This window comes from Streptomyces sp. NPDC058279 (assembly GCF_042881255.1).
In the GTDB taxonomy this organism is placed as follows: Bacteria; Actinomycetota; Actinomycetes; order Streptomycetales; family Streptomycetaceae; genus Streptomyces.
Map to the genome: position 1 here is coordinate 488,883 of NZ_JBHVYA010000001.1, position 26,050 is coordinate 514,932.

Annotated in this window: 26 protein-coding genes and 1 pseudogene; 8 read left to right on the forward strand and 19 right to left on the reverse strand. The window is 72.4% G+C overall.

The genetic code is table 11. From position 1 onward, the window contains the following. Positions 1-218: 218 nt before the first annotated feature. Together ACFVXJ_RS02355 and ACFVXJ_RS02360 are read right to left on the reverse strand one after the other, a co-directional pair. Entirely contained in the window at positions 219-380 is a 162-nt protein-coding gene (locus ACFVXJ_RS02355) for a hypothetical protein (protein WP_361311746.1), read from the reverse strand. 208 nt (positions 381-588) lie between these two features. Next, positions 589-1,299, reverse strand: a complete 711-nt coding sequence (locus ACFVXJ_RS02360) for a ribonuclease H (RefSeq protein WP_389657260.1) — start codon at positions 1,297-1,299, stop codon at positions 589-591. A 382-nt stretch (positions 1,300-1,681) separates the two neighbouring features. On the opposite strand from ACFVXJ_RS02360, the pseudogene ACFVXJ_RS02365 reads away from it, so the two are divergent. Both ACFVXJ_RS02365 and ACFVXJ_RS02370 read left to right on the forward strand, forming a co-directional pair. Next, positions 1,682-2,455 (forward strand): annotated as a pseudogene (locus tag ACFVXJ_RS02365) (VanW family protein); the annotation flags it as partial. Positions 2,456-2,544: 89 nt separating this feature from the next. Next, positions 2,545-4,326 carry a protein kinase gene (locus ACFVXJ_RS02370; RefSeq protein ID WP_389657263.1) on the forward strand — a complete coding sequence of 594 codons (1,782 nt, stop codon included), beginning with the start codon at positions 2,545-2,547 and terminating at the stop codon, positions 4,324-4,326. Between the two features lie 34 nt (positions 4,327-4,360). Here ACFVXJ_RS02370 and ACFVXJ_RS02375 read toward each other — a convergent pair whose 3' ends face one another. The 14 genes from ACFVXJ_RS02375 to ACFVXJ_RS02440 all read right to left on the reverse strand — a co-directional run bounded on the left by ACFVXJ_RS02375 (position 4,361) and on the right by ACFVXJ_RS02440 (position 16,966). Beyond that, positions 4,361-4,888 carry a DUF4232 domain-containing protein gene (locus tag ACFVXJ_RS02375; protein ID WP_389657266.1) on the reverse strand — a complete coding sequence of 176 codons (528 nt, stop codon included), beginning with the start codon at positions 4,886-4,888 and terminating at the stop codon, positions 4,361-4,363. A 95-nt stretch (positions 4,889-4,983) separates the two neighbouring features. Continuing rightward, positions 4,984-5,631 (reverse strand): DUF1772 domain-containing protein, encoded by a 648-nt coding sequence (locus ACFVXJ_RS02380; protein WP_389657269.1) that lies wholly within the window; start codon positions 5,629-5,631, stop codon positions 4,984-4,986. After that, positions 5,628-6,650, reverse strand: coding sequence for an alpha/beta hydrolase (locus ACFVXJ_RS02385; RefSeq protein WP_389657272.1), 1,023 nt, complete (start codon positions 6,648-6,650; stop codon positions 5,628-5,630). The genes ACFVXJ_RS02380 and ACFVXJ_RS02385 overlap by 4 nt, the downstream gene beginning before the upstream one ends. Beyond that, a complete protein-coding gene (locus ACFVXJ_RS02390) occupies positions 6,647-7,369 on the reverse strand; it encodes an indole-3-glycerol-phosphate synthase (protein WP_389657274.1) in 723 nt (240 codons plus the stop codon). Before ACFVXJ_RS02390 ends, ACFVXJ_RS02385 begins: the two co-directional genes overlap by 4 nt. Next, positions 7,366-8,118, reverse strand: a complete 753-nt coding sequence (locus ACFVXJ_RS02395) for an N-(5'-phosphoribosyl)anthranilate isomerase (RefSeq protein ID WP_389657277.1) — start codon at positions 8,116-8,118, stop codon at positions 7,366-7,368. Before ACFVXJ_RS02395 ends, ACFVXJ_RS02390 begins: the two co-directional genes overlap by 4 nt. Continuing rightward, complete coding sequence (locus tag ACFVXJ_RS02400) at positions 8,115-9,266, reverse strand: acyl-CoA dehydrogenase family protein (RefSeq protein ID WP_389657280.1); 1,152 nt, start codon at positions 9,264-9,266, stop codon at positions 8,115-8,117. Before ACFVXJ_RS02400 ends, ACFVXJ_RS02395 begins: the two co-directional genes overlap by 4 nt. Positions 9,267-9,326: 60 nt before the next feature. Further along, positions 9,327-9,701, reverse strand: a complete 375-nt coding sequence (locus ACFVXJ_RS02405) for an ectoine synthase (RefSeq protein WP_389657282.1) — start codon at positions 9,699-9,701, stop codon at positions 9,327-9,329. An 80-nt stretch (positions 9,702-9,781) separates the two neighbouring features. Then, entirely contained in the window at positions 9,782-10,666 is an 885-nt protein-coding gene (gene trpA / locus ACFVXJ_RS02410) for a tryptophan synthase subunit alpha (RefSeq protein WP_389657285.1), read from the reverse strand. Continuing rightward, positions 10,659-11,699 carry a hypothetical protein gene (locus ACFVXJ_RS02415; protein WP_389657288.1) on the reverse strand — a complete coding sequence of 347 codons (1,041 nt, stop codon included), beginning with the start codon at positions 11,697-11,699 and terminating at the stop codon, positions 10,659-10,661. The genes trpA and ACFVXJ_RS02415 overlap by 8 nt, the downstream gene beginning before the upstream one ends. A 49-nt stretch (positions 11,700-11,748) precedes the next feature. Continuing rightward, on the reverse strand, positions 11,749-12,000 hold the full coding sequence (locus tag ACFVXJ_RS02420) for a phosphopantetheine-binding protein (protein ID WP_389657291.1): 252 nt from the start codon (positions 11,998-12,000) through the stop codon (positions 11,749-11,751). Further along, positions 11,997-13,559, reverse strand: a complete 1,563-nt coding sequence (locus ACFVXJ_RS02425; RefSeq protein ID WP_389657294.1) for an AMP-binding protein — start codon at positions 13,557-13,559, stop codon at positions 11,997-11,999. The genes ACFVXJ_RS02420 and ACFVXJ_RS02425 overlap by 4 nt, the downstream gene beginning before the upstream one ends. After that, entirely contained in the window at positions 13,552-14,442 is an 891-nt protein-coding gene (locus ACFVXJ_RS02430; RefSeq protein WP_389657297.1) for a MaoC/PaaZ C-terminal domain-containing protein, read from the reverse strand. The genes ACFVXJ_RS02425 and ACFVXJ_RS02430 overlap by 8 nt, the downstream gene beginning before the upstream one ends. Then, a complete protein-coding gene (locus tag ACFVXJ_RS02435; RefSeq protein WP_389657300.1) occupies positions 14,439-15,692 on the reverse strand; it encodes a beta-ketoacyl-[acyl-carrier-protein] synthase family protein in 1,254 nt (417 codons plus the stop codon). The genes ACFVXJ_RS02430 and ACFVXJ_RS02435 overlap by 4 nt, the downstream gene beginning before the upstream one ends. Positions 15,693-15,748: 56 nt before the next feature. After that, a complete protein-coding gene (locus ACFVXJ_RS02440; RefSeq protein ID WP_389657304.1) occupies positions 15,749-16,966 on the reverse strand; it encodes an aminotransferase class I/II-fold pyridoxal phosphate-dependent enzyme in 1,218 nt (405 codons plus the stop codon). Positions 16,967-17,306: 340 nt separating this feature from the next. Here ACFVXJ_RS02440 and ACFVXJ_RS02445 point away from each other — a divergent pair, with 340 nt between their 5' ends. After that, positions 17,307-18,146 carry a BTAD domain-containing putative transcriptional regulator gene (locus ACFVXJ_RS02445; RefSeq protein WP_389657306.1) on the forward strand — a complete coding sequence of 280 codons (840 nt, stop codon included), beginning with the start codon at positions 17,307-17,309 and terminating at the stop codon, positions 18,144-18,146. A gap of 182 nt (positions 18,147-18,328) precedes the next feature. On the opposite strand, the gene ACFVXJ_RS02450 is transcribed toward ACFVXJ_RS02445, so the two are convergent. Genes ACFVXJ_RS02450 through ACFVXJ_RS02460 form a run of 3 tightly spaced genes read right to left on the reverse strand, consistent with a single transcriptional unit; the run spans position 18,329 to position 20,330 of the window. Then, positions 18,329-19,081, reverse strand: a complete 753-nt coding sequence (locus ACFVXJ_RS02450) for an SDR family NAD(P)-dependent oxidoreductase (protein ID WP_389657309.1) — start codon at positions 19,079-19,081, stop codon at positions 18,329-18,331. Next, the gene (locus ACFVXJ_RS02455; RefSeq protein WP_389657313.1) at positions 19,078-20,064 is read right to left on the reverse strand and encodes a 3-oxoacyl-ACP synthase III family protein; all 987 of its coding nucleotides are present in this window, start codon (positions 20,062-20,064) and stop codon (positions 19,078-19,080) included. Before ACFVXJ_RS02455 ends, ACFVXJ_RS02450 begins: the two co-directional genes overlap by 4 nt. 11 nt (positions 20,065-20,075) lie before the next feature. Beyond that, on the reverse strand, positions 20,076-20,330 hold the full coding sequence (locus ACFVXJ_RS02460) for a hypothetical protein (protein ID WP_389657316.1): 255 nt from the start codon (positions 20,328-20,330) through the stop codon (positions 20,076-20,078). Between the two features lie 269 nt (positions 20,331-20,599). Between ACFVXJ_RS02460 and ACFVXJ_RS02465 the strand changes: the two genes are divergently transcribed. From ACFVXJ_RS02465 to ACFVXJ_RS02485, 5 genes are all read left to right on the forward strand, one after another. After that, a complete protein-coding gene (locus ACFVXJ_RS02465; RefSeq protein WP_389657319.1) occupies positions 20,600-21,496 on the forward strand; it encodes a class I SAM-dependent methyltransferase in 897 nt (298 codons plus the stop codon). Between the two features lie 9 nt (positions 21,497-21,505). Continuing rightward, positions 21,506-23,071: a flavin-containing monooxygenase gene (locus tag ACFVXJ_RS02470; protein ID WP_389657322.1), complete on the forward strand. Its 1,566-nt coding sequence runs from the start codon at positions 21,506-21,508 to the stop codon at positions 23,069-23,071. 38 nt (positions 23,072-23,109) lie between these two features. Beyond that, on the forward strand, positions 23,110-24,636 hold the full coding sequence (locus ACFVXJ_RS02475; protein ID WP_389657325.1) for an FAD-binding protein: 1,527 nt from the start codon (positions 23,110-23,112) through the stop codon (positions 24,634-24,636). Between the two features lie 83 nt (positions 24,637-24,719). After that, positions 24,720-25,208 carry an SRPBCC family protein gene (locus tag ACFVXJ_RS02480; RefSeq protein WP_389657327.1) on the forward strand — a complete coding sequence of 163 codons (489 nt, stop codon included), beginning with the start codon at positions 24,720-24,722 and terminating at the stop codon, positions 25,206-25,208. Further along, positions 25,205-26,041 (forward strand): alpha/beta fold hydrolase, encoded by an 837-nt coding sequence (locus tag ACFVXJ_RS02485; RefSeq protein ID WP_389657330.1) that lies wholly within the window; start codon positions 25,205-25,207, stop codon positions 26,039-26,041. The genes ACFVXJ_RS02480 and ACFVXJ_RS02485 overlap by 4 nt, the downstream gene beginning before the upstream one ends. Positions 26,042-26,050: the final 9 nt, after the last annotated feature.

Genomic DNA, 26,050 nt, shown 5'->3' on the forward strand with positions numbered 1-26,050 from the left:
CTACATCAAGCACACGTTCGCCTACATCGGTCCGCGCGGCGACGGGGCCCTCCAGTGGAAGTCCGGCTCGGGGAACGTCTACGCCGACGAGGGCAACCACTGGGACGTCACCTACTACAACTGCGGCGGCGGCTGCTGACCCGCACGGACGGACGGTGGAACGACGAGGTCCCCGGGAGCGGCTCGCGCTCCCGGGGACCTCGGTCCGCGACCGCGATTCAGTCCTCGCCGAGGATGATGTGGTCCTCCGTGGTGCCCGTCTCCCGGATCGGCTCGGAACTCCCGCGGACGCTCTCCGCCGCCTGGCGGCGTGGTCTCGCGCGCTCCTCGGGCTGGTCGGCCGCCCGCGTGGAGTCGTTGCGGATCGTGTTGCGCACCATGCTCAGCTCCTCCTCTGGCCGTGGCGGGCGACGACGTGCCCCACCGGACCTCCGCGCATCTCGAACGTGACGTCCGCTGCGCGATGCAGCAGCACGCACCCCACACTCTGGCCGCCCCCACCGCCGGGCGCCCCCGCTGAACGCCGATCGGGTGAACCGCCCCCGACGGCCGCGCCCTTCCCCGGCACCGTCACGGCCGGTCCGCGTCCTAAGCCGAAGCGGCGCAGTCGGGGTGGCCCCAGCTCGCACCGTTCTTGGCGATCTTGTCTCCGGCCGCGTAGGCCGTCCCACAGGCACACGTGCCCTTGAACTTCGCCGTGATGGTCCGTGCGCCGCGACCCGCGGCGCCGGCGCCGGAGGCGCGCTCGGAGACGGCGGCCGGCTTGCGGCGTGCGGCGGAGGTGCGCGCGGGGGACGTGCGGGTCGGGGCCGGTACCGGGATGGCATGGTCGCCGAGCGCGGTGCCGGCGGGCTGCTGCGTGGTGGCGGCGTCACTCGCCGCCTGGTCGGCGATGGCGTTCAGGTGGTCGCCGTCCTCGCGGTGGGCGGGGACGTAGCGGAACTCGACGTCGCGCTCGGCGAGCAGCGCGTCGATGCGTTCGACGAGTTCCCGGTTGGCGACCGGCTTGCCGGCCGCCGTCTTCCAGCCGTTGCGCTTCCATGCCGGCAGCCATTGGGTCACCGCCTTCATGGCGTACTGGGAATCCATCCGCACCTCGATCGCCGTCCCCGGGGCGACGGCCTCCAGCAGCTTCTCCAGCGCCGTGAGCTCGCCCACGTTGTTCGTGGCCCGGCCCAGCGCGCCGGCTTCCCAGCGCTCGGGACGACCCTGCGCGTCGCCGATGACCCAGGCCCAGCCGGCAGGCCCGGGATTCCCCTTCGCCGCCCCGTCGCAGGCGGCAATGATGCGTTCAGACATCCCCCGATCATGCCCCACCGGGCCCCCTGCGACGGACCACCGCACCTGCTGGGGGCATCGCTGCCCGGTGCGTCAGACGTGCGTGAGACGGGGCACATTTTTACCCCTTTTGGCCCGATTGAGCTCACGATGGTCCGTGGTCTGCCGCCTCGGATCCGCGCGGGTGCCGGACCCTACCGCGACATCCGCCACCGGGAGTGACATGCGAACCACACACCGTCGGACCGACACCGGGCGACTGGCCCTGACCGCTGCCGTCGCCGCCGCGGCCCTCGGCCTCGGGGGGCTCGCCGCGGGCTCCGCGTCCGCCGCCGGAGACGGAACCGGCGGGGCGCGCGCGCCCCAGGTCGCCGCCCCCGCCGCCCCCGCCGCCCCCGCCGAGCAGCAGATGTCCTCGTTCACGGTCGCGTTCCCGTCCGCTCCCTACCGCACCCACAACATCGCGCGGGCCGTGGAACTGATCGACGGCTCCGTGGTCTCCCCCGGCGCGACCTGGAGTTTCAACAAGACGGTCGGCGAGCGAACGAAGGAGAACGGCTTCGTCGACGGCATCATGATCAACGACGGCCGGTACGTGAAGGCGCCCGGCGGCGGTATCTCCGCCGTCGCCACGACGATGTACAACGCCATGTTCTTCGCGGGTCTGAAGCCGGTGGAGCACGGCGCCCACTCCTTCTACATCGAGCGCTATCCGGAAGGCCGCGAGGCCACGGTCGCCTGGGGCACCCTCGACCTGCGCTGGAAGAACGACTCGGGCCACCCCGTCCGCATCCGGGCGGCCTCCACCGACACGTCGGTGACCATCACCCTCCTCGGCACGAAGAAGTACGACGCGATACGCGCCACCAAGGGCCCCCGGACCCACATCACCCCGCCGGCCAAGCGCACGGCCACCGGCGACACCTGCGAGGAGCAGACCCCGCTGGAGGGCTTCGACGTCTCCGTCGACCGCGTCTTCGTGAAGGACGGCCGGGAACTCAAGCGCGAGACGTTCCGCACCCACTACACCCCGCGCGACGAGGTCACCTGCCTCCCGGAGCCGTCACCGACCCCCACCGCCCCGTCGGCCACGGCCACCCCGTCGGCCTCGGCCACGCCTGCCCCGCAGGACGTCCCCGCCGACACGACGGCCACTCCCGCGCCGGACCACGGCTGACCGCCCCGGCGGGCAGCACCGCCCGCCCGGCCCGCCGCCCCCGGTAAGGTGACCACGCGAATCGCGTACCGACGGGGGATTACAAGACAATGAGCGAGCCCGCAACCGGCCCGGTGTTCCAGCCACTTGGGCCCGACGATCCCACCATGGTCGCCGGATACCGCCTCGCGGCCCGGCTCGGGGCCGGCGGCATGGGCAAGGTGTACCTGTCACACACGCCCGGCGGGCGTCCCGTGGCGATCAAGGTGATTCGCCCCGAGTTCGCCGAAGACCCCCAGTTCCGCAGCAGGTTCCGGCAGGAAGTGCACTCCGCCCAGCGGGTGCAGGGCCTTTACACCGCCCCCGTCATCGACAGCGACACCGACGGTCCGACGCCCTGGCTGGCCACCGCCTACGTGCCGGGGCCCACCCTGGCCGCCGCCGTCGCCGAGAGCGGGCCGCTGCCCCCGCGCACGGTGCTCATGCTGGTCGCCGGTATCGCCGAGGCCCTCCAGGTCATCCACGGCGCGGGCATCGTGCACCGGGACCTGAAGCCCTCCAACGTTCTGCTGGCCTCCGACGGCCCCCGGGTCATCGACTTCGGCATCGCGCGGGCCGCCGACACCACCTCCCTCACCGCGAGCGGCGTTTCCGTCGGCACTCCGTCGTTCATGTCCCCCGAGCAGGCGTCCGGTCGGGACGTCGGCAGGGCCACCGACGTGTTCGCGCTCGGGTTGATCGCCGCCTTCGCCGCCCTCGGCACCTCCGTCTACGGTGACGGCCCCTCGCACGCGGTCCTCTACCGCATCGTCCACGAGGAGCCCGAACTCACCGGCCTGTCGGAGGAGTTGCGTCCGCTCGTCACCCGCTGTCTGGCCAAGGACCCGGCGGAGCGGGCCTCGTTGACGGAGATCCTGGGGTTGTGCCGCAGCGCCGCCGACCAGACTCAGCTGCGCCGCCCGGAGGACTGGCTGCCGCGGAGCGTCGCGGCGGGGCTGGCGCAGCGACCGGCGGTCCCCGCGCCGGTCGCCGAGCGCCCCGCCACCGGCCCGCACCCGGTGACCGCGCCCGACTACCCGGTCGCGCCTCCCGCCTACCAACCGACGGTCGCGGCGCAGCCGACGGTCGGCGCCGCCCCCCACCCGGCCGCGCCGCAGACGCCTCCGGCGTACCAGCCGGTGCCCGGGCCGGTGACGGTGGCACCCGCCGGTCCGTACGGAGGTCCGTACGGGTATCCGCAGCCCGTCGCGCACCCGCAACCACACATGCAGCCGCCACAACCGGCCTCCGGCGCATCCTCCGGTCGCCGCGCGGGCATCGTCATCGCGTCCATCGTCGGGGCGCTGGTCCTGCTGGCCGGCTGTGGCGCCGTCGTCAACATGCTCGCCGACAACGGCAAGGGGAACACGGCGCGCGGGAGCGGCGCGAGCGCCGCGACCCCGGACCCGTCGCGGTCCGGCGGGACACAGCCCTCGGGGGGCACGCAACAACCCCGGACCGACCCCAAACCGGCAACCTACCAACGGTTCCAGTTCCCCTCCGGGTACCACCTGGAGTTCGGGGACGACCCGTTGCAGCCCCGCGATTCGAACTACGACGACCTCTACTTCTCGTGCGCGTCGGTCAACGACTGCACCCTCGGCACCTACGGGTCCAAGCTGGTCGTCCTCGACGGCAGCGAGCAGGGATCGCTGGCCACGTGCCGGGCCGCCACCCGCTTCACCAGTCGCGTCGTGGTCGGGTCGCTGTCCAAGGGCACGGAGCTGTGCGTGCGGACCAAGGCCGGCAACATCGCCCTCGTCGTCTACGGGGGCGCGTCAGCCCCCTCGGATCCCAGCACGTACATCACCATCGACGTCACCGTGTGGCGGGGGGCGGCCCGCGGCGACTGAGGCGGGTGACGGCGACGGACCGTGCCCGCCGGGCTCAGGACCCCGCGGGCCGGAAGGCGGTGGCCCGGACCGTGTTGCCGCAGAGGGCGAACCCGTCGGCGTCGGCGGGGCCCACCTGCTCCTTGATCCCCGCGAAGCCGACCACGAGCGAGGGGGCGACCGTCGGGTCCGCGCCGGAGGCGCAGTACCCGTCCGCCTCTCCCAGCACCGGGGTGAACGTCAGGTGGGTCACGGCCCGGCCCCCGGCGGCGAGTTGCACGGACCGCTCACTGCCCTGCCGTTGGACGGTCAGCGGCTTGTTCCGGTCCGGGGAGCCCTGGCCGGCGAGGGCGACGCTGGGAAAGCCCTTGAGCACGCACGGCTTCGACCCGTTGTTGGTCACGGTCACCGTGACCTGGGTGGAGCCCGCCGCGCTCGCCGACAGCTGACCGCCCTTGCAGGCGGGTGCCGGGGCCGCCGCCGCCGACCGGGCGCCCGCCAGTGCCCCGGCGGACAGTACGGCGCCCAGCAGCAGCGAGCAGCAGGCAGCGGTGGTCGTGCTCCTTCGTCCTGCACATTTCATGGTGGTTCTCCCATGGTCCGTCCGGAACGTCGAGCCTCACCCCCCTGCCTTCCAGGGTGGCACGCCGTCGCGTCGCCCGCTCCCCGGCGGGGAGCTCAGCGCGTGGCCCGGCCGTACAGCACCAGGGCGCGGGACAGGGCGGTCAGGGCCGCCGTGCTCAGCAGCGTGCGCAGGATGTTGGTCGTGACCCACGTGGACTTGAACTTGTCGACGATCGCGAAATCGGTCATCTTCGCCGCGTCGCCCGCGTCGGCGAGTTCGTTGTTCAGCGGGATGTTGACGGTGAAGGTGATCATGAGGACGACGAAGTAGAGGACGGCGGCCACCGCGACCCACACCGCCACGTCGCGGCGGCCCTTGCGGTACTCCAGGATCGCCGACACCACCGGCAGCAACAGCGCGACCATGAAGGCCATGCCGAAGAGGGGATTGCCGTCGATCGCCGCGTTGAAGTTCTGCATCGCGGTGACGTAGGTCCGCTCGTCCGCCTTCGCCAGGCCCGGCATCACCGAGACGTCGAAGGCGAAGAACAGACCCGCCATCAGACCGAGCAGGACCGCCGAGACGAGGAGCAGGACCGTCGCGCCCTTGCCCCGGTCCGCCGCCGTGACCGGCGCCGACTGCGGAGGCAACGACTGCTGCTGGTAAGGAGGTTGCCGGGGCTGCTCCGATTGGGCGTACGGGTTGGGCACGCCGGGCTGGGGCGGGTACGCCTGCGGGTTCCCGGCCGGATGTGTGGTCATTGGCTGCGTCCTCTTCTGGGTGCTTGGGTTGCTGCTCGCATCGGCACGGACATCGCATCGTGGCATCCGCCGGGCCCCACGGCCATGGGGTCTCGACCGTCTTTCGAGCGTTCCACGAGGGCCGATGGCGCATGCTGGTCGGTCGGCCGCCCTCCGGCCGGGTCGGCGGACCGGGGCGCCGCGAGGAGGCACTCCTCCAGGAAGGCCAGTACGCGCAGGTGGTAGGCCGTCGCGGTGCGCCCGAGGCTGAGGTTGTGCCCCGAGGCGGGCTGGTGCTCGACGGTCACCGACGGGGATGCCGTCAGTCGGTCGGTCATCGCGGTCAGGGTGGCCGCGTCGAGTTTCCACCACCCCTCGTGCTCCGCGAAGGTCAGCCGGACCGGGATCCGGACGCCGGGGGCCAGCGCCTCGTACTGCCGGGGCCACCAGGGCGTGTCGGCCGACTCGCGCGGCGGGACGGGCGACAGGAGGGCGCGGCCGGCCTGGAAGGTGCCCGGCGGATAGAGGTGCAGGGGGCCCCAGTTGAGGCGGGTGGCGCCGGCGCCGAGGGTCGTGGGGAAGTGCAGGGCGTCCGGGTGGTACGCGTAGCCCACGCCGGAGGCGTCCAGCCCGAGCAGCGGGACGGTCGGGGGCAGTGCCGCCGTGTGCAGGGCGACCTTCCCGCCGTCGGAGTGGCCCAGCAGGAAGACCCCGGCGCCGAGCGGGTGGGTTCGGGCGTGTTCCGCCAGCGCCCGGCGCAGTGTCCTCGCCTGGTCGGGGAGCGACTGGCCTTCGGGCAGGGAGGCGGCGGAGGCTCCGTAGCCGGGGCGGTCCACGGCGAGGACGGCGTGACCGAGGGCGGTGGCCAGGGGGATGAAGGAGTCCCAGTACCGGGCGCGCATACCCCGGCCGTGGATCGCCAGGATCGTGGAGCGGGGGGCGTCGGCCTCGGGCAACGCGAGCAGTCCGGAGACGGTGGTACCCGCCGCGTCGAGCGTGTGGGGACGGGCGACGCCGACCCCGTGCACCGATGGGGTCACCGGACGGCCAACCCGCTGCGCGCGCCGGTCACCGCGTCCAGCCAGCGCGCCGGGGAATCGGTGCGCAGCAGCGACGTGCCGACCAGGAGGCCGCCGAACCCGGCGTCCAGCAGGCGGGCGGCCGTCGCCGGGTCGGCTATGCCGCTCGCGCTGACCGGGCAGGGGGTGCCGGTGGCGCGGACGGCGGGCAGGAGTTCGACGCTGCGCCGCAGGTCGCCCGGGTCCCGCTCGCGCGTGCTGATGTCCTTGTTGTTGACCGCGATCACGCACTCCGAGGCGTGCGGGATCGCCTCCAGTTCGGCCTCCGAGGTGATCTCGACGAAGGGGGTGAGCCCGGTCCGCAGGCACTGGGCGACCAGCTTGGCCAGGCTCGACGCCGGCAGCAGGGCGGCGGTCAGGAGCACCGCCGAGGCACCCAAGTCCCGTGCGGTGGCGATCTGTTGGGTGCGGGTGATGAAGTCCTTCTGGAGGAGCGGGAGTTCGGTGTGCTTGGCGACGTCGCGCAGCAGGGTGTTCGAACCGCCGAACCAGCGGCCCGTCACCACGGAGACGCAGGGCGCGCCCGCGCTCTCGTACGCGCCGACGACCGCGGCCGGGGTGCGGCCGCCGAGCAGTTCGTGGCCGTGGGCGTTGCGCTGTTTCACCTCCATCACAACGGGGGTGGGGGACGCCAGGAGGGCGCGGAGGAAGGGGAAGTCGGTCCGGTCGTGGATGGTCATCGCGACGGCTCCAGGGGGGCGGGCGGGTGGCGAAAACGGGCGGGGCCGGTGGCGGGGGCCGTGCGCCAGGCGCGGGTCAGGGCGGTGATCTCGGGGACGCCGAAGCGGCCGGTCAGCGGGGAGCGGGCCGCGGTGTCGACGTCTATCCCGTGGAAGCCCGGGGCGCGCGTCACGTCCGCGTACCGGGGCCGGTTGGTGGGCTCCAAGCCTCCGGCGAGCAGGAACGGCCGGGTCATCCGCGGCAGGAGCGCCAGCACGTCGCCCGGGTCGAGGGCGTGTCCGGTGCTGCCGATCCGGCCGTCGTCGGTAGCCGCGTCGATGAGGAAGAGGTCGGTGCCGGCGCGTTCGTAGGCGCCGATGAGCGGGCGTTCGACGCAGCCCCCGCCGCCGGGTGCCACGTGCAGCACCTTGACGATCCGGACGTCCGGCAGCAGGGCTTCGCGCAGCGCCCGTACGGCGGCGGGTGACTGATACGCGTGGAGCTGGATCCAGCCGACCCCCGTGCGGCGGGCGAGCTCCGTGGTCGCGCGTGCGTCGGCGAGGAAGGTGACCAGGGCGGCCAGCAGCCCGGCCGAACGGGCCGCCGAGGCCAGGGCGGTGAGTGTGTCCGGGTCCAGTTCCCGGGGGCCGCCGGGTACACCGTGCCAGAGCCCGACGCAGTGCGCCCCGCCGGTGGCGGCGGCTTCGATGTCGCCGGGGGCCGTCGCCCCGCAGACCTTGAGCAGCGGGCGGGGCGGGGGGCCGCTCATCGGCCCGACCCGAGGCCCAGCATCGAGGCGACGCGGTTGTACTGGATCTCGTTGGTGCCGGAGTAGACCGTGCCGCCGACGGCGTTGCGCACGTCCTGCTCCAGCCCGTACTCCGACATGTATCCGTGGCCGCCGAAGATCTGTACGGCCGCGAGGCTGGTGGCGAGGTTGCTCTGGCTGGTGACGAGTTTGGCGATCGCGAGGTCCACGGTGACGTCCTCGCCGGCCTCCAGTTTCTCGCCCGTGTCGTAGAGCCATTTGCGGGCGCTCTCCAGCTGGATCTTCATGTCGACGATCTTGTTGGCGATCGACTGGTACGAGCCGATCGACCGGCCGAAGGAGTGACGGGTCTTCGCGTAGGCGACGCAACGGTCCAGCCGGTGGCTCATTTCGCCCGCGTTGACGACGAAGGAGAAGAGGACTTCCCGCTTCATGACGTGGTCCAGGACCATGAGGCCGCCGCCGACCCGGCCGAGCACCGCGCTCCTGGGGACGCGTACGTCGTCGAGGTACAGCTCGCACAGGGGCGAGGTCCGCAGCCCCATCTTCTTGCTCGGCTTGCCCGTGCTGAGACCGGGGGTGTCCCGCTCGACGAGGAACGCGGTGGTTCCCAGGGGGCCGCCGCGGGGGTGGGTACGGGCATAGACCACTATCACGTCCGCGATCGGGCCGTTGCTGACGAACACCTTGGCGCCGTTCAGGACGAACGTCTCACCGTCGCGATCCGCCCGGGTGGTCATCGCCATGGCGTCGGAGCCGCCCTCGGCCTCGGTGATGGCGTGGGCCCCGATCGCCTCGCCCGAGGCGATCAGGGGCAGGTAGCGCCGTTTCTGCTCGTCGGTGCCGAAGTGTTGTACCGGGATTCCGGTCGAGCAGATCGACGTGGTGGCCGAGAAGCTCAGGCCGGAATCCCGGTTGTACTCGCCGAGTCCCTCCAGCGCGTACATGGTGGTGAGCAGTGACTGTCCGAGGCCGCCGTACTCCTCCGCGAAGGGCAGCGACAGGATTCCGGTCTCCCGCAGGAGTTTCCACTTGTCCCGCGGGAAGCGGCCCTGCTCGTCGAGTGCGATGTGGTCGGCACTGAGCGCCGCTCCCCACCGCTCCAGGCCCTCGCGCAGATCGGTCTGATCGGTGTTCCAGCGGATCACGGCGGACCCCTCTCTGAGTCGGATTCGGTGGACGGCTCGGACGTCGTGGTGGTGGGTGACTCAGTAGGCCGAGGAGTTGTGGGCGTCGAGCTGGTGGACCTCGTCGCCGCGCAGGGCCGGGGAGAAGACGCAGACCAGGCGCAGGTCCTCGTGCGGGGCGGCGACGAGGTAGTGGGCGTCGTGCCGGTCGAGGGCGTACATCCGGCCCGGGACTATCTCGTGCGTGGTGCCGTCCAGTTCGATGACCTCGCCGGAGCCGGCGATGCAGTAGCACGCCTCCAGGTGGTTGACGTATTCCAGCCGGGACTTGGTGCCGGCGAGCACGACGGTGTCGGTGAGCGTGTAGCCGAGGCCGTCGTCGGCGAGGAGGAAGCGGCGGCTCAGGCCGTTGCCCCACTCGACGGTCTTCACGGACTCGATGTCGCGGACGATCATGGCTGTCTCCTGATCTGTGAAGGGTGTGCGGAGGTACCGGATGAGGGGTGGGATGCGCCGCGCCGGCCGGTGCGGGCCGCCTACGCGGGCCGGACGGACCGGACGAACTCCCGGAACGCCTCGGGGAGGTCCCGCCCCGCCTGCTGTGCCCGCTCCACGGCGGCCACGCCGGCGGAGCCGATGACGGCGGCGTCCGCGCCGGCCGCCCCGACGGCCTCGACGTCCCGGCGGGTGCTGACCCCGAAGCCGACGGCGATCGGGGTTGCGGTGTGTTCCCGTAGGTCCGCCACCGTCCGGGCGAGCGCGCCGTGGCCGGCGGCGGGCGCGGTACCGCTGCGCCCGTAGTGGGCGACGAGGTAGAGGTACGCGGTGGCGTCCGCGGCGGCCCGGGCGCGGGTCGCGTCGGGGCTGGAGGCGTAGCAGGTGGTGACGACCGGTAGGGCGGCCGCCGCGGCCGATTCCAGGTGCGTCGCGCGGAGCCTGGGCGGCAGCGCGTGGACGAGGAGGGCGTCCGCCCCCGAGGCGGCGATGTCACGGGTGGCGGCGGTCAGGTCACGGTGCCCCAGGGAGTACCTCCAGTCGGTGAGCAGGGCGATCCGTGTGTGGGTCAGGTGGGGGCGTACGTCCGCGACGAAGGCGAGGACGTCGTCCAGCGCGGCCCCGCCCCGCTCCAGCGCGCGCCGGGCGGAGCGCCGGATGACGGGGCCGTCGGTGACCGAGTCCGGGAAGGGCACGGCCAGTTCGAGGCAGTCCACGCGCTCCTCGTCCAGCATCAGGACGAGGTCGCGCAGGACCGGTAGCGGGGGGTCTCCCGCGTTGAGGAACAGGGCGAGTCCGGGTGGCCGGCCCGGGGCCCGCCGGTCGGGGAAGAAGGGCGCCGCGGTGGGCGCGATGGTGCGGGGCACGGTGGTGTCGGGCACGGTGGTGTCGGGCACGGTGGGGTCAGGCACGGTGGTGTCAGGCACGGGCCACCGCCGGCCGGTGTCGCGCCGCCGCGAGGCGCCGCGCGAGGTCGGCGGCGGCGCCGGAGCCGATCGCCTCGTCGGCGAGGGCCACCGCCGAGCGCCAGTCCCGGCCGGGGCCCGCCGCGACGAGCAGGGCGGCCGCTCCAAGGGCGACCGTACGGCGGGCCACGGGGCCGGCGCCGCCGTCGAGCACGGACAGGAAGTGCGGGACGGCCCCGGCCGGGTCGGTGGCGGGGCGCAGGTCCTCGAAGGTGCCGTCGCCCGGGGTGAGTTCGCCCGGCCGGATGACCCGGGTCGCGCCCTGGTCCCCGTGGACGGTGTTGACCGCGAAGGGCAGCAGTTCGTCGGCGCCGGTGTCGTTGGCGGTGAGCCAGATCCGGCGGGTGGTGGTCGTGGCGGCGAGTTCGCGCAGCGTGTCGAGCGGGGCGGCCGCGCTGACGCCGGTCACCTGGGCCGTGACGGGCAGGTCGGCGAGGAACGGCCCGAGCGCGTTCAGGAAACCACCGAAGGGTTTCATGCCGAGCGGGGCCACCGTCCGGGCCAGCCGGGTCAGTTGGGTCGGGTAGACGAAGGGTCCCGCGAAGGCGATCCCGTACGTCGCGAGGACGTCCTCGGTCTGGGCGTAGGAGGAGGTCGGCCGGACCCCGAGCCGTTCCAGCAGGTCGATGGAGCCGAGCGCGCTGGTGTAGGCGCGGGAGCCGGTCTTGACCACCTTCACCCCCGCCGCCGCGGCGACGAACGCGGAGGCGGTGGAGACGTTGAAGGTCCGGGGGCCGCCGCCGGTGCCGACGACGTTCACTGTGTCCTGCCACGGGCCGCCGCCCACCGTGGCCGGGGGCCGGCGCTCCGCGAGGGAGTCGAGCAGGTGCCGCAGGGTGTCGTGGTCGGGGAGCCGGCTGGTCAGCGAGGCCAGCAGGCCGACGGCCTGGGCGCGGTCGAGACCGCCCGCGCCCAGCTCGTCCCACCAGGACCGCCAGGTCTCGCGGCCGATCGGTGCCTCGCGTGCGAGCAGGCCGGCGAGTGCCTCGTGCACGGTTGCTCCATCCTTCCGCGTGAGGGTGTCGGGTGTGCCGGTGCGCGGGTCAGGCCGCGGCGCGGGCGTGGGTGATGAAGTGGTCGATGGCCTGGACGCTGCGGAAGTTCTCGGGGTCGAGGTCGGCGTCCCCGACGCCGAGTTCGAAGCGGTCCTCGACCCAGGCGATGAGCTTGAGGACGCCCAGGCTGTCGATGACCCCGTCGTTGAGCAGGTCGTGGTCGACGGCGAGTTCGGCGGGGGCGGTGCCGGGGAGGAATTCGCTGATGACGAAGTTCTTGATGGTGTCGACGTTGCTCATGATCGGGTTCCTTCGGCAAGAGATGTGGTGGTGAGGGTGGTTGCCGGGGTGATCGGGGTGATCCGGTCGAGCGCCTTGCGGTCGACCTTCCCGGTGGCCGTTTTGGGCAGCGGTTCGTCGGTGAGCGTGAGCCGGGTGGGTACGGCGCCCCTGGGCAGGTTGCGCGCGCAGTGCCCCCGCAGTTCCAGGACGGTCAGGGTGGAGCCGGGGGCCCGTCGGGCGGCGGCGACGAGCGTCTTGCCGGCGATGGGATCGGGCCGGGCCGCCACGCCCGCCTCCAGGACGCCGGGGTGCTCCTGGAGGACCCGTTCGACCTCGGCGGTGTTGACGGCGACGCCGCGCACCTTGACCTGGAAGTCGGTGCGTCCGGTCAGGTGCAGGGTGCCGTGGGCGTCGCGCCGTACGAGGTCGCCGCTGCGGAACCAACGGCGTCCGTCCCGGCCGAGGGGGTGGTCGGTGAACTTGTCGGCGTGTCGGGACCGGTCGAGGTAGCCGCGCGTCTGGAACGGCGTGTGGACGAACAGTTCCCCGGTTCCGGGCCCCTCGACCACGGTGTGCGTCTCGGGGTCGACGAGGAGGACGTGCACGCCGGGCAGCGGGCGGCCGATCGGCGCCGGGGGCGGCGCGGCCGGGTCGACCTCGTGGACGAAGCTGTCGTTGGTCTCCGTACAGCCGTAGATGTTGTGGAGGCGCGCCCGGGGGAAGAGCGCGGGCAGCGCGGCGTAGGTGCGGTCGGGCAGGGCGTCGCCGGTGAACATCACGTGGTCCACGCCGGGAAAGCTGGCGCCCTGCTCGGCCGCCGCGTCCTGGAGCAGTCCGAGCGCCATCGGGACGGCCTGGACGACGTGGACGTCGTGTCGGACGATCAGGTCGAGAAGGTGCCGGCCGTGCGTGGCGCGGGCGGGGTCCACGAGGACGACCCGGCCGCCGCGGGCGAGGGTGGTCCACACGTCCAGCAGGCACAGGTCGAAGTTGAGGGGCGCGTAGTTGAGGACGGTCCGGCCGGGGCCGATGCCGAAGGCGGGGCCGGCCCAGGCGCCGAAGCGGTCCAGGGCCTCCCGGCCGAGCGGCACGATCTTGGGCAGGCTGGTGGATCCGGAGGTGGTGAGCATCAGCGCCACCTCCGCCGCCTCCTCGGGAGGCAGCGGCCTGGCCTCGGTCAGCGGGTCGGGGGCGACGCGCGCGGGCTCACCGCCCGGGGCGAGTACGTGGGCGCAGCCCGCCTGCGCGAAGAGGTCCGCGAGGAGGCTGTCGGCGAGGGCCGGGGAGGGCAGCAGCACGGGCCGGCGGCTCAGTAGGCAGGCCAGTACGAGTGCCACGGCCGCCGGGGACTTGTCGGCGAGGACACCGACCGGCTCCCCCGGGGCCAGGCGCAGCCCGGCGAGCCGCTCCTGTTCGCGTCCGGCGCGTTCGTACAGCTCTCGGTAGCCGGTGGCCTCGCCGTTGAAGAGCAGGGCGGTGGCGTCGGGCCGCTCGCGCACCTGCGTGAGGAAGCCGTCGACCAGTCCGGGGACGGTATCGGTGACGGTTTCGGCGTCGGTGGGTCTCGTCTCAGGCATCGGGGCCCTCCTCGGCGAACTCGATCCAGCCGCCCTTGGCGGCGGTGCCCGCCGGCGTCTTGCAGGTGAAGCGGACGACGTGGGCCCGCGCGTCGGGCTGGAGGACGATGTCCAGCGGTACGCCGGGGGCCACGGGGGCGGAGAAGCGGCAGCCGAGGCCGCGGACCCGGGCCGGGTCGCCGCCGGCGAAGCGGTCGACGGCCTCCTCGACGGCGAGCGCGACGACGCTCATGCCGTGGGCGATGACGGTCTCGAAGCCGCCTTCGCGGGCCGCCGCCGCGTCCAGGTGGATCGGGTTGAGGTCGCCCGAGGCGGTGGCGTACGCCCTGATCCAGTCGGCGCTCAGCTCGTGGGTCGCCGTCTGCGGCTCGCCCGCGCCGAGCGGGGTGGGCGCGCCGGCCGCGCCCGTGATGTCCCCGAAGGGCTCCGGGGCGGTGGCGCCGACGAGCAGCGCGGAGGTCAGCAGTTCCGCGAACGGCTCGGGGCCGTCCTGCCCGAAGAGGCGCGAGCGCAGGGCGACCCGGGCGCCGCGCGGCTCCCTGCGTACGCCGAGGACGTCCAGCCGTACGGTGATCTGCTCGCCGGGGCGGACCGGCCGCAGCGTACGGATGTCCTGGCCGAGGTGGACGACCGGGACCGGGCCCGCTTCGCCGCGCGTCAGGGCGGTGACGGTCTGCTCCGCGACGGTGTGGGCGAGTACGAAGGCGTGCACGGGCGAGGCCTGGCCGGGCGGCGCGGCCGCGAGGCCCCGCCGGGCGGCGCTCCGGTAGGCGGTGATCTCGGCCTCGCCGACCGTCAGGGTGCGGACGGGCGCCGGCAGCGGTGTGGCGAGCGGATCGGAAAGGGGTGCGGAAGGGGCTGCGGAAAGGGGTGCGGAGGTCATACGGGCATCACCACGACGGAGGAGTTGTGGCCGCCGAACCCGAAGGAGTTGGTCAGCGCGGGTCCCGGCCGCACGGCGCGCGGTGCGCCGTGGACCACATCGATCTGCATTCCCGGCTCCAGTTCTTCGTGGTTGGCGGTGGGCGGCACCTCGCAGCGCCGCATGGCTTGCACGGTGGCGATGAGTTCGACGGCTCCGGCGGCGCCGATCAGGTGCCCGAGGACGGACTTGGGAGCGGTGACGGGGGGCTGGGCGGTGCCGAACACCTTGGTGAGGGCCGCGGCTTCGGAACGGTCGTTGTGGGGCGTGGAGGTGCCGTGCGCGTTGACGTGGACGATGTCGCCGGGGTCCAGGTCCGCGTCGGCGATCGCCGAGGCCATGGCCGCCGCGGCGCCCGCCCCGTCGGGGAGCGGCATCGCGAGGTGGTGGGCGTCGGCGGTGGCCGCGTACCCGGCGACGAGCCCGTACGTCGTCGCGCCGCGCGCCTTGGCGTCGTCGAGCCGCTCCATGACGACGAATCCGGCGCCCTCCCCCATCACGAACCCGTCGCGGTCCTTGTCGAAGGGCCGGGAGGCCAGGTCGGGCCGGTCGTTGCGCAGCGAGACGGCGTTGAGGTTGCCGAAGCCCGCCAGGGTCACGGGGGTGAGGGTGTGTTCGCAGCCGCCGGCGATGACGAGGTCGGCCCGGCCGGTCTGCAGGAGCAGCAGGGCGTGGCCGATGGCGTCGGCGCCGCTGGCGCAGGTGGTGGCCAGGGTGAGGGCCGGGCCGGTCCAGCCGAGCCGGATGGCGATCTGGGCCGCGGCGGCGTTGGGCATCGTCATCAGTGGCATCAGCGGGTTGACTCCGGCGGGACCGCTCTCGCCGAAGTGCGCGGACTCCAGGTCGCTGGTGGCGCGTCCGCCGACGGCGTTGCCGACGACGATGGCGGTCCGGCCCGCTTCGGCGGTGGGCGCTCCGGCGTCGCGGTGGGCGGCGAGGGCGGCGAGGGTGCCGTAGTGGGCGAAGGGGTCCATCCGGCGGGCGTCCTTCGCGGGGACCAGGCCCGCGAGGTCGTCCAGGCCCCGGACCCGGCAGCCGATCCGTACCCGGTGCCGGCTGAGGTCGATGTGGGTCAGCTCGGCGGCGGTGGAGCGGCCGGCCCGCAGCGTGGCCCACAGGTCGTCCGGGGTGCATCCGCCGGGGGTGACCACGCCCATGCCGGTGATGGCGACCGGCGGTCGTATCGAACTGCCCTGGGACGATCCGGGCATCTGTGCTCCCCCTGGAGTGTGGTGGGTGGTCGAAGCGGCGCGCGCGGGAGGCGGGGTCAGATGATCCGGCACTCGCGGGCGGAGGTGACGAACGCGTCGGCGGCGAAGTCGATGTCGGCCGTGGTGTGGGCGGCGGTGATGGCGATCCGCAGCCGTGCCAGGTCATTGGGGACGGCCGGGGTGACGACGGGCAGCCCGATGACGCCGTTCTTGCGGCAGGTGGTGGCGTAGTCGTAGGCGGCGGTGTCGGAGCCGGCGATGATCGGGACGACGGCGGTCTCGCTGTCGACCGTGCTCATGCCCGCGGCGTGCAACAGGCCGCGGAAGCGTGCGGCTTCGCGCTGGACGAACTCGACGCGCTCCGGCTCGCGTTGGAGGATGCGCAGGGCCTCCAGCGCGGCGGCGGCCTGGGCCGGGCCGAGCGCAGCGGAGAAGAGGAACGGGCGGGCCGCGTACTTCAGGTGGTGGATCAGGTCGGCGGAGCCGGCGACCCAGCCGCCCATGGAGGGGATGGCCTTGGAGAGGGTGCCGAGTTTGACGTCGACCTTCACCTCGTAGTCGAAGTGCTCCTCGATGCCCTTGCCGGTGGCGCCGATGACGCCGAGGGCGTGGGCCTCGTCGACCATCAGCAGCGCGTTGTGGGCGTCGCAGACCTTGCGCAGGTCCACCAGGGGCGCGATGTCGCCGTCCATGGAGTAGACGCTGTCGACGATGACCAGGCGCACCCCGGTGTCGGGGGCGGCGGCGAGGCGGCGCTCCAGGTGGCCGGGGTCGTTGTGACGGAAGCGGGTGACCGTGGCGCCGGAGAGCTTGCAGCCGTCGACGATGCTGGCGTGGTCGTACTTGTCGATGAAGACCGTGTCGCCCGGTCCCACGAGGGCGCCCACGGTGCCCACGTTCGCCGCGTAGCCGGAGCCGAAGACGAGGGCGCGCTCGCGGCCGGCGAACCGGGCGACCTCGGCTTCCAGGTCCTCGTGCAGCGGGGTGGACCCGGCCAGGGCGCGCACTCCGTGGTTTCCGGTGCCGTAGAGGTCGAGGGCCGCCTTGGCGGCGGCGACGACCCGCTCGTCCCCGGCGAGGCCGAGGTAGCTGTAGCCGGACATCATCAGGAGGCGCTGGCCGTCCTGGTCGGCGTACGCGGAGTCGCGTTCGACGGTGTAGGCCACGAAGCTGTTCTTGCGGACGGGCTCGTACTCCAAGGACCGGACGCGGTCGCGGAAGTAGGCCAGCTTCGGCTCCAGACGGGCCCAGGCTTCGGTTGCGTTCACGTTCATCTCCTCGTCGTGATCGCCCGGCGGACACGGAACTCCATCGGCGCCCTGCCGTCGTTCCGGACGAGCTCTAGTGGAATTCGATTAGGGCCTGCGGGGCGCAAGAGCGACGCAACAGCGGGACGCGAAAAGGGCGAAAGCGAATCCCGAGCCGTGCGTTCCCCGATTGTTGTTGACATGCGGAGAAGAGGCGTGTGTATGTTCGCTCCGCACAAGACCAGGGGGACACGGCCGGTATCCCGGCAGTTTCGGAGGGTACACAGTGCTGATCAGACTTGTAGGACTTGTCACGATCGAGCCGTCCGGAGCGCCCTCGCGGCATCTCTCCGGCGCACAGGCACAGGTGGCTTTCGCTCGGTTGGTCGTCGAGCGGGCGGGTGGTACGGAGCGGGACCAACTGGCGGAGACGGTGTGGCCGGAGGGGTTGCCCGACACGTGGGCCTCGGCGCTGCGCAGTGTCGTCAGCCGGGTACGGACGTTCGTGACGATGCCTCAGGACAAGCCGGGTGACGCCGCGTTGGTGGCGCAGGGCGGCCGGTACGTGCTGCGGGTGCCCGGCGACGCGGCGGTCGACGTGGAGTGCGCGGACCTCGCGGTGACGGAGGCGACCGCGGCGTTCGCGGACGGCGCGTTCGCGGTGGCTCGGCAGTTGGCGTCCGGAGCGGTGTCCAATCTGCGCGGGTCGTTCCTGCCCTCGCACGAGGGCGAGTGGGTCAACGCGATGCGCGAGCAACTGGAGGAACTACGGCTGACGGCCTTGGAGATCGCGAGCCTTTCGTCGTCGGCCCTCGGCGACGAGCACCACGCCCTGCGGTACGCGGAGGAGGCGGTGCGCCGGGCCCCGTTCCGGGAGAGCGCGTACCGCTGCCGGATGACGGCACACAAGCGCGCCGGCAACCGCGCCGAGGCGCTGCGCAGTTACCACCAGCTTCGCCGGGTGCTGGCCGAGGAGCTGGGTACGGATCCGGCCCCCGAGACGGAGGCCGCGTACCTGGAGATCCTGCGCGCGCCGGAGCCGCGCGCGCCCCAGCGTCCTTCCGCCACCCTCGACCCGTTCCTGATGGGGGTGTTCGAGGTCGGGCGGACCGCTTCGGCGCCGCGGCCGTGCGGTCTCGGGCGGGTGTGTTCCGGCCACCGCGCGCACGGTGCGGCCCCGTCCCCCGCGCCCTCCCCGGCCGCGTAGTCGGTCCGACCGTGACGCCGTACGGCCGCCCCCCGGCGGCGGTACGGCGTCGCGGCGCGCCCGCCGGCCCCGTACGGGCAGCCCGAGCGGCCCCGGCCCCCCGAGGGGGGCCGGGGCTGGTGTCCCGTTGAGGTTGGGGAGGTGCGGTGAGGACGTCCCCCGGTGGGGTGCCGGACGTCCCGTCAGGTGATCGAGACCCCGCTGTCGATGCTGACGACCTGGCCGGTCATGCAGTCCTGGTCGAGGAAGAGACCGATGCTGCGGGCGACCTCCTCGACGGTGACGAAGCGCGGGATGGGCGCCTTGCCCTCCATGCCCTCGACGACCCGCTCGGGGAGGTCCTTCGTCATCCCGGTGATCATGAAACCCGGGGACAGCGCGTTGACGGTCACCCCCCGACGACCGCACTCGGCCGCGAGGGTGCGGGTGAAGCCGATCAGTCCCGCCTTGGACGCCGAGTACGCCGTCTGGCCGGGCGTGGCGATGATGCCGGACGGGGAGACGATGTTGACGACCCGGCCCCAGCGGGCGCGCAGCATGGCCGGGACCGCGGCCCGGGCCGTGTGGAAGGACCCGATCAGGTTGGTCTGGATGACCTGCGCCCAGTCCGCGGGGTTCTGCATGGCCATCAGGCTGTCCTTGCGGATGGCCCCGTTGTTGACGAGGACGTCCACCGGCCCCAGCGCCTCGGTGATGTCGGCGTGGATGCCCTGGACCGTCTCCCAGGACCCGACGTCGCCGGTGACCAGGACGGACGGGTTGGTCAGCTTCTCCTGCACGGCCCGCGCCGCTTCGCGCGAACTGTTGTAGTGGACGGCGACCCGGCAGCCCAGGGCGTCCAGTTCCAGGGCCAGGGCCTGGCCCAGGCCGCCCGAGGCGCCGGTGACGAGCGCGACCGGTGCCTCGGGCCGTACGCCCGTGTTCTTGTTGCTCATGCCGCGGTACCGCCCCATTCCATCAGGATCGAGCCCCATGTCATGCCGGCGCCGAACCCGGCCAGCAGGACCGTGTCCCCGGCCTTGATGCGCCCGGCGTCCAGGGCCTCGGCCAGCGCGATCGGGATGGACCCCGAGGCCGTGTTGCCGTACTTCTCCAGGTTGGTGATCAACGCCTCGGGCCTGAGTCCGGTGTGCGACATGATCGAGTTGATGATGCGGATGTTGGCCTGGTGCGGTACGACGTGGTCCACGTCGGCCGCGTCGACCTTCGCGCTCTCCAGCGTCTCGCGGACCGTGCGGACCGTGTAGCGGACCGCGTTGAGGTAGATCTCGTTCCCGTTGATCTGCGCGTAGTGCAGGCCCGCCGCCACGGTCTCCGCCGTGGCGGGCATCCGGCTGCCGCCCGCGAGCACCTTGAGGGAGCCGGTGCAGGAGCCGTCGGCGCCCAGGTTCCACGCCTTGACCCGGTTCTCGGCGCCGGGCCGCAGGACGACGGCGCCCGCGCCGTCGCCGACGAGGATGGACAGGTCCCGGTCGGCCGGGTTGGCGGTCAGGGTGTGGGTGTCGGAGCCGATCAGCAGGATCGGCCGGGGGTCGATCGCGATGAGCGCCATGGCGGAGACGAGTCCGTAGACGAAACCCGCGCACTCGGAGTTCACGTCGTGGGCGCTGCCGGCGATGCCGAGTTCGTGGTGGACGAACGCGGACGTCGCCGGGGACGGCTGCTCGGGCGTCGCCGTGGCGACGATCAGGTGGGCGATGTCGGCGCCGGTCAGGCCCGCCTTGTCCAGAGCGCGCCGGCCGGCCTCGACGGCCAGGGAGACGGTGGTCTGCCCCGGGTCAACGGCCCGCCGCTCACGGATGCCGCAGCGGCTGACGACCCAGTGCTCGTCCACGCCGAAACGCTCGGCGAGTTCCGCGCTGGTGACGATGCGCTCGGGTACGGCCATGCCCCACCCGGTGATGTCGAAGCCGGTCACGTGATTCCTCGCTATGCCTGGGCCGGGACGAGATCGACGATCTTCGCGTAGACGTCGCGCAGCGTCGTCGTGTCGTCGAGGTCCGCGAAGAGCGTCTCGTCCGCGGGGATGTGCGGGTACGCGGTCTGGAAGCCGTACAGCCACTCCATGAGGTCCAGGGAGTCGACGTCCGCGATGTGCTGGAGCGGGGCGTCGGGGCTGACCTCCGCGGCGCCGGAAACGGCCTCCAGCCGGCTCGCGAGTTCTTCGATGGTGGGCAGCGACATGGGGGTCGGTCCTCTCTCGACGGTGCGACTCGGCAGTCGCGTCGTTCATTTCGAGAGCGATGAAAGCCCCGCGGCCGCAAGGAAGACGCAAGATGCCCGGCGCGTGGCCGACCGCTCCCTTTTCCCGGCCTTTTCCCTCCCTTTCACCCCACTTTTCCCACGGACCGGACCCGTGTTGCGTACGCCTTGCGGGGGATCGGTTTTCCTCGGACGTAATTCGGCACGGACGGCCCGAGCCGCCCTTCCCGCCCGCAGGAATGAGGATCGAAATGACAACGGTCGCCCCCAGGACGGTGGACCCAGAGGTCGATGCGATCAGGCACCACTACGAGGTGAGCAACGACTTCTACCGGCTGCTGCTCGGCCCGACCATGATGTACTCCGGCGGCTACTGGAACGAGGGCGAGGACCTCGTCGCCGCCCTCGACCAGGCCCAGGAGCGCAAGCTCGACACCTTCGCGGACCTCGCCGGCGTCCGCGCCGGCGGCGTCAAGCGGGTGCTGGACATCGGCTGCGGCTGGGGCACCATGCTCAACCGCCTCACCACCGTGCACGGCGCGGAGGAAGCCGTCGGCCTGACCCTGTCGCGCACCCAGGAAGCCTTCATCGACGCCCTGGGCAACCCGCGCATCACCACGCTGGTGAAGAGCTGGGCGGACTACGAGGTCGCGGACGACAGCGAGAAGTACGGCGCGGCGTTCTGCATCAACGCGCTGGAGCACTTCGTCTCCTCGAACCTGCCGCCCAAGGAGCGCACCAGGCGCTACCGCTTCTTCTTCCAGCAGGTCGCCAACACCCTCGTCCCCGGTGCGAAGTTCGTCCTGCACACCATGACCGCCGAGGCGCTGCCGATGAACCGCGCCCTGCTCGACGACCTGAAGTTCCTCCAGCGCTCCGAGTTCGCCGGCTGCCACATCCCGCACCTGCACGAGCTGACCTCCGGCGCCGAGGGCCTCTTCGAGGTCGACGAGATCGTCAACGAGCGCGAGTCGTTCGCGATGGCCTGCCGGGCCTGGCTGGTGCTGCTGGCCGAGCGCCGGGACGAGGCCGTCGCCATGGAGGGCGAAGAGGTCGTCGCCCGGTTCGAGCGCTACCTCGACATCTTCGCGTACACGCTAGAGGACAAGTTCTTCAACAACTTCCGCGTGACCCTCACGCGCCGCTAGGAGGCCGACGTGACGAGCATTCTCGAACCGGCCAAGGACGGCGGGGCCCGTCCGACGGCGCACGCCGCCGCCGGGGGCCGCGGACCGACCCGGCACCTGAGGGTCGCGGTCATCGGTACCGGCTTCTCGGGCCTGGGCACCGCCATCCGCCTGCTGCGGTCCGGGATCGACGACTTCCTCGTGTTCGAACGGGCCGACGAGGTCGGCGGCACGTGGCGCGACAACAGCTACCCGGGGTGCGCGTGTGACGTCATGTCCCACCTGTACTCCTTCTCCTTCGCGCAGAACCCGAACTGGAAGTCCACCTTCGGCAAGCGGGACGAGTTGTACGCGTACCTGCGCGACACGGCCGACCGCTTCGGGGTCCGCCCGCACATCCGCTTCGCGCACGAACTGCTCTCCGCCCGCTGGGACGAGGGCGAGCGGCACTGGCGGATCGAGACCTCGCAGGGCGACTACACCGCCCAGTTCCTGGTCACCGGCACCGGCTACCTGAGCGAGCCGGCCGTCCCCGACATCAAGGGCCTCGCGGACTTCGAGGGCAAGGTCTTCCACTCCTCGCGCTGGGACCACGACCACGACCTGACCGGGCGGCGCGTCGCCGTCATCGGCACGGGCGCCTCGGCGATCCAGTTCGTCCCGCAGATCCAGCCCGACGTGGAGCGGCTGGACCTCTACCAGCGCACGCCCCCGTGGGTCGGCCCGAAGAACGACAAGGCGACCACCGCGCTGCAGGCCAAGCTGCTGCGCTCGGTGCCCGGCTACCAGAGCTTCCGGCGGAACTTCAACATGTGGGGCCGCGAGATCCTGGCCTTCGTGATGGCCCGCCCCAAGGTCGCCGCGAAGATGCAGAAGATGGCGAGCGACCACCTGCGCAAGTCGGTCCCGGACGAGGCGCTGCGCGCGAAGCTGACGCCCGACTACGTGATGGCCTGCAAGCGGCTGCTCTTCTCCAACACCTGGTACCCGGCGATCCAGCAGCCCAACGTGGACCTGGTCACCGAGGGGATCGCCGAGGTCCGCGCCACGTCGATCGTCGGCCGGGACGGGGTGGAGCGAGAGGTCGACACCATCATCCTGGGCACCGGGTTCCAGGCCACCGACCGCCCGGTCGCGCGCCGGATCTTCGGACGGGACGGGGTCCAACTGCGCGAGGCGTGGCGACGGGAGGGCATGTCGGCCCACCGCGGCACCACCATCGCCGGCTTCCCGAACCTGTTCATGCTGCTCGGTCCGAACACCACGCTGGGGCACTCCTCGCAGGTGGTGATGATCGAGGCGCAGATCCGGTACGTGGTGGACGCGCTCGAACAGGCGCAGAAGCGCGGGCTGTCCAGCGTCGAGGTCCGCGAGGAGGCGCAGCGGGCCTACAACGAGGCGCTCGACGCGAAGCTCGACGGTTCGGTGTGGAACGCGGGCAACTGCAAGAGCTGGTACCTCGACGAGAACGGGCGCAACCCGTCCATCTGGCCGACGTACACCTGGCGGTTCCGCCGCCAGACCAAGCGCTTCGACCCCAGCGAGTACCAGCTCGCCTCGCGGGTGCGCACCACCACCCCGACCTCGCACCAGTAGGACTTCGGCAGGCCATGAGAAACGGGAGACGTACGCAGATGAGCAGCACCCCCAGAGCGGCCGCCGGCACGGCCGCCACCCCGTCCCGGCGCAGGGTCCTCGGCGGGCTCGCGGCGGGCGCCGTGGCCGTCGTCGGCTGGAACGCCGTCGACCAGACGTGGGCGACGGCCGCCGAGGTCCCCGGCAAGACCGTGGTTCCCGTACCGGCGTTGACCGGCACGCTGGAGACGACGCCCTCCGTGGTCGAGGTCTTCGGCAAGGACTTCGGTCACCTGTGGGACGGCGCGGGCAACAAGCCGTGGGCCGTGCTGCGGCCGGGCAACGTCGACGACATCGTGAAGATCGTGAACTACGCCCGGACCAACGGCATAAAGGTCGCGGTCAACGGTCAGGGCGGCTCCGGCACGGACATCGAATCGCATTCGGTGTACGGCCAGGCCCGGGTTCCCGGCGGGATCTCCATCGACGCCCGGAGCATGTCGAAGATCATCTCCATCGGCGGGGACTGCGCGGTGGTGGAGGCGGGCGTGACATGGGCCCAACTGACCGACGCCTGCCTCCAGGTGGGCAAGACCCCGCCCGCGCTGCCCGACTACCTCTACATCTCGGTCGGCGGCACCATCAGCATCGGCGGGATCGGCGGCACCGTCGCCAAGTACGGGCTGTTGTGCGACACCGTCCGGTCCATCGACATCGTCACCGGTGAAGGCAAGCTGGTCACCGCGACGGCGACGACCCGCCCGGACCTGTTCAACGCGGCCCTGTCGGGCGGCGGCCAGGTCGGCATCATCGTCCGGGCCGAGGTCGCCCTGGTCCCGGCGCCGAAGCGGTCGGTCATCTTCACCCTGTACTACGCGGACGTGGAGACGTACCTCCAGGACGCGGAGAAGGTGCTGGCCGACGGCCGGTTCCAGGTCCAGGCCGGCGAGATGTTGCAGAAGCCGGACGGCTCGGGCTGGCGCTACAAGATGGAGGTCGGGGCGACCTACGACACGACGCCGCCGGACCGGGCGAAACTGCTCGCGGGCTTGCAGGACGTACGGGCCGACGCCGTGATCGAGGACGTGACGTACCGGGAGTACATGTTCCGGCTGGACGCCTACGAGGCGTACCTCAAGGAGTCCGGCCACTGGTACGCGCCCAAGCCGTGGCTGAGCATGTTCCTCCCGGCGTCCAAGACCAAGGCGTTCATGAAGCGGGTCGAACAGGAGCTGACCGCCGACTCCCTCGGGGGCGGGTTCCTGCTCTTCTCCCCCTTCCTCACCTCGCGGGTCAAGCGGCCGCTGGCGATGATGCCGGGCGAGTCCGTGGCGTACCTCTTCGACCTGCTGCGCTTCCCCAACCCGGGCGATCCGAACATCCAGGCGATGCTCGACCAGAACCGGCGCCTGTACGACCTGGCGGTGTCGCTGGGTGCCAAGCGCTATCTGGTGGGCGCCGTCCCGAACATGACGCGGGCGGACTGGCAGGCCCACTTCGGCAACCGCTGGGCGGGGTTCGTCAACGCCAAGAAGAAGTTCGACCCGGCCAACGTCCTCACGCCCGGCCAGGGTTTCTTCGCCTGATCGGGCACACCCCCGGCCCCCCTCCCCGTCCCCTGTTCCCCACCGCGCGACTCCGCACGACCGTGCATCCGAGGAGGCTCGACATGACAACGTACGACCTGATCGACGAGGCGGTGATCGACGCCCCGGCGACCGCCGTATGGGACGCGCTCCTCTCGGAGTTCCGCGGCGCCGCCCAGTGGTGGGTCCCGGCCAACACCTTCGCCCTCCTCTCGGGTTCTCCCGACCGGGTCGGGGGCGAGGTCGGGGTCACCGTCCACACCAAGGGCGTCGGCAACGGCGGCCTCAAGCTCCGCTTCACGGCACGCACCGTCGCCGTGGAGCCCGGCCGCCGGCTCGACGTGGAGTACGTCGACGGGGCGTTCCGCGGCCCGGCGGCCTTCCGGCTGGAACCCCTGCCGGACGGCCGGACCCGGCTGTCCATGCGCTTCGCCGGCAGGCCGCACGGCGCGCTGCGGGTACTGGCCAAGGTGGTCGATCTCGGCGCCGAGCACTCGAAGGCCACCTTGGCGGCCTTCGAGTCGCTGGGACGACGGCTGTCGTCCTCCCCTTCCGTGGGGGCCGGGCGATGACGACGGCGCCGGACGTCACCCGGGAACTGACCGTACGGACCGACGACGGCGCGGAGTTGGCCGTCACCGTGCTCGCCCCGCTGGCGGGCGCGCCGGCCGCGGTGGACGTGGTCCTGGTGCACGGGTGGGCGCACTCGCGCCGCGCCTGGGGCGCCGTCGCCGACCGGCTCATCCGGGCCGGTCACCGCGTGGTGTTGTACGACCAGCGGGGCCACGGCGCCTCCGCCCTCGGCCGGACCCCCGTCACGGTGGAGCGCCTCGGCGTCGACCTCGCGGCGGTGCTGGGCGGGACGGACGCGCGGACGGCCGTGCTGGTGGGCCACTCGGGCGGTGGGTTCGCGGCGCTGTCCTACGCGGCCCGCGGGCCGGAGGCCGGGCGGCTGCACGGCCTGGTGCTGGCGGGCACGGCGGCGCACGGCCAGGACACGCCGGACGGCGAGGTCAAGATGATGGGCAGCGCCCTCTTCTCGTGGGCCCTGCGTCGTCCGGCGCTCGGCCGCAAGCTGCTGTCGTCCACCATGGGCAAGGGCGTGGATCCGGCCCTGTCCGACGTGAACCGGCAACTGTTCGCGGCGACGGACCCGCGGGTCCGGGCGGACTTCTTCCGCTGTACGCGCGGCTGGGACCTGCGTACCGAACTGGCCGCCGTCACCGTGCCGGCGGTGGTCCTGCACGGTGCGGCGGACAAGGTCATCGACCCCGCCCTCGCGCGGACGCTCGCCGACACCCTGCCGGGGGCCCGGTTCGAACCGGTGCCGGGCGCGGGCCACATGCTGCCGCTGGAGCGGCCCGAGCCGGTCGTGTCCGCCGTGTCCGAACTCGCCTCGCGGTGACCTCCGGAC

What these genes read in the sequence shown, in the direction of transcription:
- ACFVXJ_RS02435 (WP_389657300.1), bottom strand. Translation starts at nt 15,692, where the DNA reads ATGCCCGGATCGTCCCAGGGCAGTTCGATACGACCGCCGGTCGCCATC.
- ACFVXJ_RS02395 (WP_389657277.1), bottom strand. Translation starts at nt 8,118, where the DNA reads ATGAGCGGCCCCCCGCCCCGCCCGCTGCTCAAGGTCTGCGGGGCGACG.
- ACFVXJ_RS02360 (WP_389657260.1), bottom strand. Translation starts at nt 1,299, where the DNA reads ATGTCTGAACGCATCATTGCCGCCTGCGACGGGGCGGCGAAGGGGAAT.
- ACFVXJ_RS02375 (WP_389657266.1), bottom strand. Translation starts at nt 4,888, where the DNA reads ATGAAATGTGCAGGACGAAGGAGCACGACCACCGCTGCCTGCTGCTCG.
- ACFVXJ_RS02355 (WP_361311746.1), bottom strand. Translation starts at nt 380, where the DNA reads ATGGTGCGCAACACGATCCGCAACGACTCCACGCGGGCGGCCGACCAG.
- ACFVXJ_RS02450 (WP_389657309.1), bottom strand. Translation starts at nt 19,081, where the DNA reads ATGAGCAACAAGAACACGGGCGTACGGCCCGAGGCACCGGTCGCGCTC.
- ACFVXJ_RS02390 (WP_389657274.1), bottom strand. Translation starts at nt 7,369, where the DNA reads ATGACCATCCACGACCGGACCGACTTCCCCTTCCTCCGCGCCCTCCTG.
- ACFVXJ_RS02430 (WP_389657297.1), bottom strand. Translation starts at nt 14,442, where the DNA reads ATGACCTCCGCACCCCTTTCCGCAGCCCCTTCCGCACCCCTTTCCGAT.
- ACFVXJ_RS02380 (WP_389657269.1), bottom strand. Translation starts at nt 5,631, where the DNA reads ATGACCACACATCCGGCCGGGAACCCGCAGGCGTACCCGCCCCAGCCC.
- ACFVXJ_RS02480 (WP_389657327.1), top strand. Translation starts at nt 24,720, where the DNA reads ATGACAACGTACGACCTGATCGACGAGGCGGTGATCGACGCCCCGGCG.
- ACFVXJ_RS02465 (WP_389657319.1), top strand. Translation starts at nt 20,600, where the DNA reads ATGACAACGGTCGCCCCCAGGACGGTGGACCCAGAGGTCGATGCGATC.
- ACFVXJ_RS02405 (WP_389657282.1), bottom strand. Translation starts at nt 9,701, where the DNA reads ATGATCGTCCGCGACATCGAGTCCGTGAAGACCGTCGAGTGGGGCAAC.
- ACFVXJ_RS02370 (WP_389657263.1), top strand. Translation starts at nt 2,545, where the DNA reads ATGAGCGAGCCCGCAACCGGCCCGGTGTTCCAGCCACTTGGGCCCGAC.
- ACFVXJ_RS02420 (WP_389657291.1), bottom strand. Translation starts at nt 12,000, where the DNA reads ATGAGCAACGTCGACACCATCAAGAACTTCGTCATCAGCGAATTCCTC.
- ACFVXJ_RS02475 (WP_389657325.1), top strand. Translation starts at nt 23,110, where the DNA reads ATGAGCAGCACCCCCAGAGCGGCCGCCGGCACGGCCGCCACCCCGTCC.
- ACFVXJ_RS02425 (WP_389657294.1), bottom strand. Translation starts at nt 13,559, where the DNA reads ATGCCTGAGACGAGACCCACCGACGCCGAAACCGTCACCGATACCGTC.
- ACFVXJ_RS02485 (WP_389657330.1), top strand. Translation starts at nt 25,205, where the DNA reads ATGACGACGGCGCCGGACGTCACCCGGGAACTGACCGTACGGACCGAC.
- ACFVXJ_RS02440 (WP_389657304.1), bottom strand. Translation starts at nt 16,966, where the DNA reads ATGAACGTGAACGCAACCGAAGCCTGGGCCCGTCTGGAGCCGAAGCTG.
- ACFVXJ_RS02460 (WP_389657316.1), bottom strand. Translation starts at nt 20,330, where the DNA reads ATGTCGCTGCCCACCATCGAAGAACTCGCGAGCCGGCTGGAGGCCGTT.